Annotated in this window: 6 protein-coding genes and 3 pseudogenes; 6 read left to right on the top strand and 3 right to left on the bottom strand. The window is 65.5% G+C overall.

From position 1 onward, the window contains the following. Nucleotides 1-133 (bottom strand): transposase (locus XAXN_RS08735; protein ID WP_167694770.1); only part of this gene is annotated, 133 nt, incomplete at its 3' end. Nucleotides 134-201: 68 nt separating this feature from the next. On the opposite strand from XAXN_RS08735, the pseudogene XAXN_RS08730 reads away from it, so the two are divergent. From XAXN_RS08730 to XAXN_RS08715, 4 genes and pseudogenes are all read left to right on the top strand, one after another. After that, nucleotides 202-1,020: pseudogene (locus XAXN_RS08730) on the top strand (ATP-binding cassette domain-containing protein); the annotation flags it as partial. 95 nt (nucleotides 1,021-1,115) lie between these two features. Further along, nucleotides 1,116-1,316 (top strand): zinc-finger domain-containing protein, encoded by a 201-nt coding sequence (locus XAXN_RS08725; RefSeq protein WP_054319249.1) that lies wholly within the window; start codon nucleotides 1,116-1,118, stop codon nucleotides 1,314-1,316. A 10-nt stretch (nucleotides 1,317-1,326) separates the two neighbouring features. Further along, nucleotides 1,327-2,439, top strand: a complete 1,113-nt coding sequence (locus XAXN_RS08720; RefSeq protein WP_054319247.1) for a glycosyltransferase — start codon at nucleotides 1,327-1,329, stop codon at nucleotides 2,437-2,439. Further along, entirely contained in the window at nucleotides 2,420-3,754 is a 1,335-nt protein-coding gene (locus XAXN_RS08715; protein ID WP_054319246.1) for an O-antigen ligase family protein, read from the top strand. Before XAXN_RS08720 ends, XAXN_RS08715 begins: the two co-directional genes overlap by 20 nt. Nucleotides 3,755-3,837: 83 nt before the next feature. On the opposite strand, the pseudogene XAXN_RS21045 reads toward XAXN_RS08715, so the two are convergent. Next, a pseudogene (locus tag XAXN_RS21045) lies at nucleotides 3,838-3,972 on the bottom strand (LpxL/LpxP family acyltransferase); the annotation flags it as partial. A 266-nt stretch (nucleotides 3,973-4,238) separates the two neighbouring features. Between XAXN_RS21045 and XAXN_RS23650 the strand changes: the two are divergent. Together XAXN_RS23650 and XAXN_RS08705 are read left to right on the top strand one after the other, a co-directional pair. After that, a pseudogene (locus XAXN_RS23650) lies at nucleotides 4,239-5,938 on the top strand (hypothetical protein); the annotation flags it as partial. A 33-nt stretch (nucleotides 5,939-5,971) separates the two neighbouring features. Next, the gene (locus XAXN_RS08705; protein ID WP_425511880.1) at nucleotides 5,972-6,997 is read left to right on the top strand and encodes a peptidoglycan-binding domain-containing protein; all 1,026 of its coding nucleotides are present in this window, start codon (nucleotides 5,972-5,974) and stop codon (nucleotides 6,995-6,997) included. A gap of 797 nt (nucleotides 6,998-7,794) precedes the next feature. On the opposite strand, the gene XAXN_RS08700 is transcribed toward XAXN_RS08705, so the two are convergent. Then, entirely contained in the window at nucleotides 7,795-8,715 is a 921-nt protein-coding gene (locus XAXN_RS08700; RefSeq protein ID WP_054319244.1) for an LpxL/LpxP family Kdo(2)-lipid IV(A) lauroyl/palmitoleoyl acyltransferase, read from the bottom strand. Nucleotides 8,716-8,767: the final 52 nt, after the last annotated feature.

Below are 8,767 nucleotides of genomic sequence, written 5' to 3'. Positions count from 1 at the left end.
CGAACTTGCTGCGCCATAGGTAATACGAGGCTTCGCTGAAGCCATGTCGCCGGCACAGATCTTTGATCGCCACGCCGCTTTCGGCCTCGCGCAAAAAGCCAATGATTTGTTCCTCGGTAAAACGCTTCTTCACGTCCAATCTCCTTCAGGTAGGGAATTGGACTCCAAACTGGCGTGCTACTCAAAATCGGGGGGACGTCGAGTGGGCTGATCGACAAGTGGATCGAATTCCGCATGCTGCGCCTGCATGGTGAACGGCTGGCCGACATCGTACTGACGCCGCAGGAAGACGAGCACGCGTTGCCGAAGGTGCTGCCACCGGCCGAGCCGCGCATCGAACTGGAAGGGTTGTCGTTTCGGTATGCCGAGGGCGAGCCATGGGTGCTCAGGGAGTGTAGTTTCAGCATTCAGGCCGGTGAATCGGTGGCGATTATCGGCCCGTCTGGCTGTGGCAAGACCACGTTGTTGAAGCTTTTGCTTGGCCTGCTCCAGCCAACCGAAGGCGTCATCCGCATCGGCGGCCATGACCTGCACAAAATCGGCCCACGCAATGTACGGACGATCGTGGGTGCGGTGATGCAGGACGACCATCTGTTCGCCGGTAGCATCGCCGACAACATCGGCTTCTTCGATCCTGACTTCGACCTGGAACGGATCGAGGCTGCGGCGCGCTTGGCGGCAGTACACGACGATATTACTGCGATGCCGATGGGCTATCACAGCTTGATCGGGGACATGGGCAGCTCGCTGTCTGGCGGACAGAAGCAGCGGATCATCCTGGCGCGTGCGCTCTACCGTCAACCCAAGGTGCTGGTCCTGGATGAAGCGACAAGCCACCTGGACGTGATGCGCGAGCGACTGGTCAATGAGGCAGTCAAGCAACTGAAGTTGACGAAAGTGATCGTTGCGCATCGGCCGGAGACCATTGCCAGTGCAGAGCGCGTAGTCGTGCTTGAGCAAGGTCGCGTGGTGCAGGAATTCTGTCCGCACGCCGCGCCGTTGGACATGGCCCCTGTATAGAATGGCGTGCTGCGGCATTGACCGGCGCCGCAGCCGCTCTTCCACGGCTAGCGCTGCTAGAATGTTGCCCGTTCCCGCCGCCTGCGATGTACGCCATGAGCCAGACCGCCACCGCGCCCGCCGCCAATGCGCAAACGCGTTACACCGTGCACCGCGGCGACCTGCCGTTGAGCTGCCCGACGCCGCAGATGGCGCTGTGGAACTCGCATCCGCGCGTGTATCTGCCGATCGAGGACGAGCCCAACTGCGAAGCCAAGTGCCCGTATTGCGGCGCGTTGTTCGTGCTCGCCGACTGATCCTGGCCGGATGCACCGCCTGACCGTGGTGCAACTGCTGCCGGCGCTGCAGTCCGGCGGCGTCGAGCGCTCCACGCTGGAAATCGCTGCCGCCCTGGTGCGCGCCGGTCATCGCGCCGTGGTCGTGTCGGCCGGCGGCAGACTGGTGCAGCCCTTGCTGGACGTTGGCGGCGAACATCTCACCCTGGGGATCGGCCGCAAGTCGCTGCTGACGCTGCTGCATGTGATTGCCTTGCGCCGTTTGTTCGCCGACCTCGGGGTCGACATCGTGCATGCGCGTTCGCGGCTGCCGGCCTGGCTGGGATGGTACGCGCTGCGCGCAATGCCTGAGGCGACGCGGCCGCGCTTGGTCACCACCGTCCACGGGCTCAATTCGCCCAGCCGCTACAGTCAAGTGATGACCTATGGCGAGCGGGTGATTTGCGTGTCGCAGACGGTGCGCGAATACGTGTGCACGCACTACCCGCAGATCGACACCGCGCGCCTGCGCACCATTGCGCGCGGTGTCGATATCGCACAGTTCCCGCGCCGGCTGCAGCCGGACCGCCGCGCCCGCGCGTGGGCGCAAACCCTGCTGCCAGGGCTGCCTGCCGATGCACCGTTGCTGCTGCTGCCGGGCCGCGGCACGCGCCTGAAGGGGCATGCCGACGGCCTGCAACTGCTCGCCGGTGTGCGTGCCGCCGGTGTGCCGGCCTTCTTGTGGTTGCCCGGCGCACGCGAGCCTGGGCGCGAGGCATATGTGCGGGAGCTGGAAGCTGACGCCGCGAGGCTGGGTGTGGCCGACGCGGTCGCCTTCACCGAGCCCACCGCGCGCATTGCCGAGGCGTATGCCGCCAGCAACCTGGTGCTGCAACTCTCGCGCAAGCCGGAAGCCTTCGGCCGCACCGTGGTGGAGGCGCTGTCGGTCGGCCGCCCGGTGCTGGGCTGGGCGCATGGCGGCGTCGGCGAACTGCTGGCCGAGTTGCAACCCAGTGGCGCGGTTGCCGCCTTCGATGGCCAGGCCTTGTTGACGCAGGCGTTGCAGTTGCTGCAGCACGCCCCGGCAGCGCCGGCCGTGATCCCCTACACGTTGCAGGCCATGCAAACGGCCACCCTGAAGGTCTATGACGAACTCCGCCGCTGAGGCCCTCCCGCGGGCGCCCGTGTTGACGCCCGATGCCGGCCGCTGGGCGCCGCTGTGGGTGATCGTGTTCGTGGCGCTGTGGCCCACGCCCGGCTTGGCGGAAACGGTGTTGTCGCTGGGTGCGTTATTCGCGGCGTACCGCCTGTTGCACGCGCGCTTTCGCGGCGGCACGCGCCTGCTCAGCGGCCCGGCCTGGGCGCTGACCAGCGTGTTGTTCCTGGCGTATTGGCTGCCGCAGATGCTGTCGGCGTTCGACGCGGTGGATGCCGGCCGCGCGCTACGTAAGGCAGCCACCGATCTGCGCTATCTGCCGTTCATGTGGTTATGCGCCATCGCCGTGGCCAACGCGCAGCGCCGCCGGCGCACCTTTACCGGGCTGGCGGTGATCGGCGGGGTGTGGACGCTGGACGCGCTGCTGCAAGCCGCCTTCGGCACCAGCCCGTTGTTCTTCGGCATCGACCAGATCAAGCAACTGATCAGTGGCCATGGCTTGTGCACGGCCCAGGAGCTGGCGCTGGTGGATCGGCTGAGCGGCGTGTTGGGCCCCTGCAATCTGAAGTTCGGGCAGACCCTGGCCAGCCTGTCGCCGTTCCTGTTGCTGGCGTTGGGGCGGCGTCATGCCTGGGCCTGGGCGGGCGCTGCGGCGGCGCTCGGCATCGTGTTGGTGTTGGCGGGCTCGCGCGCATCGTGGATCACCTACGCGATGATCATGCTGCTGTCGGGCTGGCAGCTGTTGGGCGGGCGCCGTCTGCTGGGTGTTGCGCTGATCGGCGCGCTGCTGGCCGTGGCGGTAGTGGCGGTGGCGCCACAGGCGCGCGAGCGCATCCAGCGCACCACGCTGGCGTTCGGCAATGGCGAACAAGGCGTGGATCAGGCCTTGTCCGGGCGCGCCCAGATCTGGGGCGCGGCGCTGTGCATGATCCGCGCGCATCCGCTCAACGGTGTGGGCGCGCGCGGGTTCCGGCAGGCCTATCCGGCCTGCAATCCGGCGCCTGGCCTAGCGCCGGCATGGGGCGGTGGGCCGGCTTTTCATGCGCATCAGATCGTGCTCGAGATCCTGGCCGAAACCGGCGTGATCGGCTTGCTGCTGTGGCTGGCCGGCGCGGCGCAGGCATGGCGCGCGTGGCGCTACTCAAGCGCGGTGGCGCGCGAACAGGCGCGGCCGGCGATGATTGCGCTGGTGGCCACGGTCTTTCCGTTCAACACCCATCTGGCGGTCTATTCCAGTTTCTGGGGCGGGCTGAGCCTGATGCTGGCCGGGCTGTATGCTGGCGCACTGCTCAACGACGATGCGGACCAGCCGCCACCGGGCTGATGCGTTTGCCTCCGGATCGCGCATGCCGGCGATCGATGGAGCCCGCGCACTGCGTCATCAGCCGATCGCCCTGCGGCGACGGCTCATTGATAGAACGCGCTCCGCCCACCCGGCTGGCGCTTGAAGCGGCGATGGATCCACAGGTATTGATCCGGTGCCTCGCGCACCATGTCTTCGATCGCCGCATTGACCTGCGTGGTATCGGCGATCACATCCTCTATGGCGTGGCTTGCAACGGAGTCGTCACCAGTAGCGGCGCTCTATGCTCACAAGCTCCCTGCTCGCAGTGTTGCGATAACATCCGTTCCAGCCGCTACCCGCGCGACATCTGCACAAGGAAACGCATATGAGCGATCCCCCCGAATCCCGTTATGCCGCCTCGGCGCGGCGTGTTGTGGAGGCGCATGCAGCGTAGCTGCTGCGGGATTTGCAACTGATCAACGAGCGCACGGTGCGCGAGCTTGGTCCGTTGCCGCATGGCGGGCTGCCCGTGCAGGTCAAGCGCAAGCCCAAGCCGGCACCGTGGGTGCAGCCGGTGCAGCAGGCAGCTACAGTGGATGACGAAGCGCCTGAGCCCCGCACGCGCCCCTCTCCGATCCTGGCGAATCCGATATGTTCAAGTTCCGCAATCCGTTCAAGAAAAAACCGCGCGAGCCGTGGCCGTTGCGGTTCGATAGTTATTCGTTTGGGGCACGTTGTTACCACACCTTCAGAGACCGCACGCCCCGCGCAACGTACCGCGCAGGTCGACGATGCCGCGTTGACCGAGGGCGATGCGCTGACGGCACGCCTGCTGCGCGCACCCGGTGTCGAAGTCAGGCCCTATCCACCCCCGCTGCTCGACCGCTCCGGCATCCGTGCCGCTGGCGCGCTGGGCGTGGCCGCCACGCTGTACGAGGCACAGCAGTCCGGCGAGAAGATCGCCATGTTGCTCTCGCAAAGCAACCCGCTGGCCGCGCAATCGGAATTGGCGCATTTTGCCGTCCGCAATGTCGGCGGTTGGGCCGGTGGCACCGCGGCAGCCTACGCACTGGGCGCATCCGGTGCCGGGCCGGTGGCGCTGGTCGCGGCCGATGCGTATTTTATGAGCAAGTTTTATGAGCAAGGCCGGCGAGAAGGCCGCCGAGTTGCTCGACAACCGCGCCATCTACACCCAGACCGACCGCGACGGGACGCAATGGTCGTTCAACGGCACCGCGTGGGCACGCCAGGGCATGGCCGACACTACCAATGATGGCGTGGACAATCCCACCGCCACGCAGGTTGTCGCCAGTTATGAAAAAGCGCGCGAACTCAATTACCAGGCCACCAACGCCGCCGCCGCGCTGGCGCTGAAGGATGCGCCCGCTCCGCAAAATCCGTATCGCCTGCCGGCCAGCGACACCGATCCGCCCAGCTTGAGCACCGCCGACAGCGCTGTCTACCGCACCGATATCGCACCGCCACTGCGCGCAGCAGAACTGGACGCACAAGCGCAAGCCGTGATCGCCGGCAACATCGCCAACAGCCCCGGCGCGATTGCCACGCGCTATGCGCTGGCGTATCAGCGCAGCGGCTGGGCGGCGGCTGGATTGCCGTTGTCGGAGACAGTACAACAGGCATTACCCAATCCAGACGCGTTGACCGCAATCGGACGGCCAGCAGTATCGCCGCGCTGCCGACGGCCGCTGGGCCGGCGAGGCTGGCGCTGCGACAGGCAATGTCGCGCTGGAACTGGAGACCACCCGCGCGATCCTGCAGCCGGCACTGGCCGAGCATGCGCAGGCGGTGGCGGCCATCCGGCAGTCGCCGCCATCGCTGCAGGATCAGCAGCGCGAGGAAACGCTCTACCGCTATCGCATCGTCGGCACCGAACTGAAGCCGGAGTGGCGCGAGGCGATCGATCTGGCGACCACGCGCACGCGCGCAGCGCATGGTCTTACCGGCGATGGCGCGATGAAGCTGCAACGCGGCCCCACCGGTGCATTTGGTGCCGATAGCCCCATCGCGCATTTTCAGCGCGATGCCGATGGGGTGGACCGTGTGGCTGCCGTGACCAGCAGTGAGGACATTCGGCAAGCCCTGCGCGAGGTGCAGATGCGCGGACAAAACCTCGCACCCACCGCTGAAGCGTCGGCGCCACAGGTTGCCGCAGACCCCGCGTCGCCGTCGCAGCCCAATGGCCAGCGCGTTGCGCCACACGCAGCGCCCGAGATCGCCACGCTCGCTACCGTCAACGTGTGTGCACTCGGGATCGACGTCGCAGTCATCCAGGCTGCTGGACCTTCGGTTGCACCGCCAGCGCTAAGCAATGATACCGATGTGCCCGTCACTGCTGGAGTCTCTACCAGCTTGGCGCCCAGCGATCAGGGACGCTTGCAACCCGGCGACCGTGGCGCCGAGGTACAGGCGCTGCAGGCCAACCTGATCCAGTTGGGCATCAACGATCGGATCAAGACCCCGGTGGAACTCAATGGCGTCTACGACCAGCCCACCCAGCGCGGGGTGCAGGCGTTTCAGTTGATGCACGGCATGGACGAGGTCAACGGCATTGCCGACCGCAGTACCCTGGCGGCGGTGCAGCAGCAGGCGGGCATTGCCATTGCCCATCGCGACGTGACGCCGCAACCTGCCGCTCCCGGGCTGCAGGACGCGCCGCACGCCGCGATGGCCGCACGAACCGCAGCCGTCGCATCTCACGACCGCAGCCAACCCGACCTGCACGCGCAGCACCAGCAACAAGCGCTGGACCAGCAACGCCAGTGGCAGCTGCAGCAGGAGCAAACGCTACAACAGAAGCGTGGGCGACTGAAAGAGCAGGAGAAAACCGAAGATCAACCCGATCAGGCATCAGTGGCAAGCACCATCGACAGCCCTCAGCGCAGCCAGACCTCGCCCACACTGCGACCCATGAGTGATCCCGCGCACCCCGGCCATGCGCTGTATGCAGACGTGAAAGATCGCCTGGAGGCCAAGGGCACGCCGCTGCCGGAAGATCGCCTGTACCAGGTCACCACAGAGATGTACATCATCGGCTTCAAGCCGGACTGGCGCGGGCGTGTGGATGTGGTCAACGACACCTTCTATGCGCAACACGCCACCGACCCCACCAAGCGGATGAACCTCTCGCTCGCCGAGCCTACGCCGTCGATCCAGGAATCGATGCAACAGGCGCAGGCCCATACGCTGGAGACCGTGCGGCAGCAGGAAGCGATTGCCCAAGCCAGGCAGGACCCGGCACCGCAAGGGCCGGTACTTGGATAGCCGGGTGATATTGACGTCAGCCCTTGCATCGCTGCCGAGCATGGACGCTGGTTGCGCGATCCCTGCGCCACAGCAAAAGTGCGGCACTCCCCTCAGTGGTATGCAGATGCAACCGAGCATGCGCGTACGCCAACCGGTATCGGCCAATGCGCTCGGCAAGGTTGGCAATGCTGGCAAGCAAGGAGCCCACGCCAATGGCTGACAGCACATCTTGGATGCGACCTGAAGTGTCGGTAATGGGCCCTGAGTTCTCCGCTCTGGAGCGCATCGACTGGCACACAGTCTCCAACATGGGCCGGCGCTGGTCTATTTGCTTGCGCATGCACGATGCGAAACGTTCTATATCGACGTGGCAGACAGCATGAGCGCGATCGACAAGATCACTAAGCGCTTCTAAGCGCTTCGCGCGGGACCAGAGACAGGTCGTGCCAGAGAGTTGCGTGAGACCGGCCTTGCTAATGTGGTCCCAAGCGTATGCCGACATGACAACGGCACAGGTGCGGGCGAAGCAACTCCGCACCTGGCCACATGCCTGGCAGCGACGACTCGTCGAAACGCTGAATCCTGGTTGGATCGAGCTGTATGCTTACGCCTACGGATTGCCCATCCATATGCTAGCGGTGGTCCGAGAACACTGGGCTCGTCTGCCTTACCTATAGGTCGTCTCGCATGCATGTCTGCTGGAACGCCGCTTCGATATCGCTCCATTTCTGAATTCTGTCAGCGGTCAAAGTAGAGTACCTACTTGAAGACGCGCACTGTGGATGCGCTTACAGCATGCTTCGGACCAATCCACATCACCGATAGAAATCGCTGCGCCCACCCGGCTGGCGCTTGAAGCGCCGATGGATCCACAGGTATTGGTCCGGCGCTTCGCGCACCATGTCTTCGATCGCGGCATTGACCTGCGTGGTATCGGCGATGACGTCATCGGACGGAATGTCGGCCAGCGGCGGCGCGATCTTGAGGATGTAACGGCCACCTTCGCGGCGATGGAAGTACGGCACTACCGCGCAGCCGGTCAACCGCGCCAGCTGATGCGTGGCGGTAATGGTGGAGGCCGGATGTCCGAAGAACGGCACGAACACGGTGTCCTTGCCGCGCATGTCCTGATCCGGCGCATACCACAGAAAACCGCCGCGCTTGAGATGCTTGATGGTGGCGCGCAGGTCTCCGTTGGCGAACATGTGCGTGGCATAGCGCAAGCGCCCACGCTTGACCGCCCACTCGAACACCGGATTGCGATGCCTGCGGTACATGCCGGCCAGCGGCACGTGGTCGCACAACAGCCGCCCGCACATTTCCAGCGTCATGAAGTGGCCGGACACCAGCAGTACGCCGCGGTTTCGATGTTGCAGTTGCTGCAGATGCTCCAGGCCCTCGATCTGCACGCCTGGGCGAATGGCATCGATGCTGCCCCACCAGGCGCGCGCGAACTCGAACAGGCCCACGCCCAGCGCGTCGAAACTATCGCGCAACAGCCGCGCTCGCCACGCATCGTCCTGCTCGGGAAAACACAGTTTGAGGTTGACCTCGGCCGCGCGCCGACGTGTGCCCGCCAGGCGCATCGCAATCCAGCCCACGCCGCGACCGATCGCACGCTGCAGGGTCCAGGGCAGGCGCCCGGCCGCCACCATCACTGCCAGGCCCAGATACATCGGCCAATGCTTGGGGTTGCGCAGGGAGGGGCGGACGGCGACGTTGGCGGGCTCGGACATGCGCCAATTCTAAGGGATTGTGCCCGACGGGCAGGGTGCACATGCGCACGCG

The sequence above is a fragment of the Xanthomonas axonopodis genome (assembly GCF_001304695.1).
Classification (GTDB): Bacteria; Pseudomonadota; Gammaproteobacteria; order Xanthomonadales; family Xanthomonadaceae; genus Xanthomonas; species Xanthomonas axonopodis.
The sequence above is the reverse complement of the archived record's forward strand: the minus strand, read 5'-3'. Positions and strand labels throughout refer to the sequence as shown.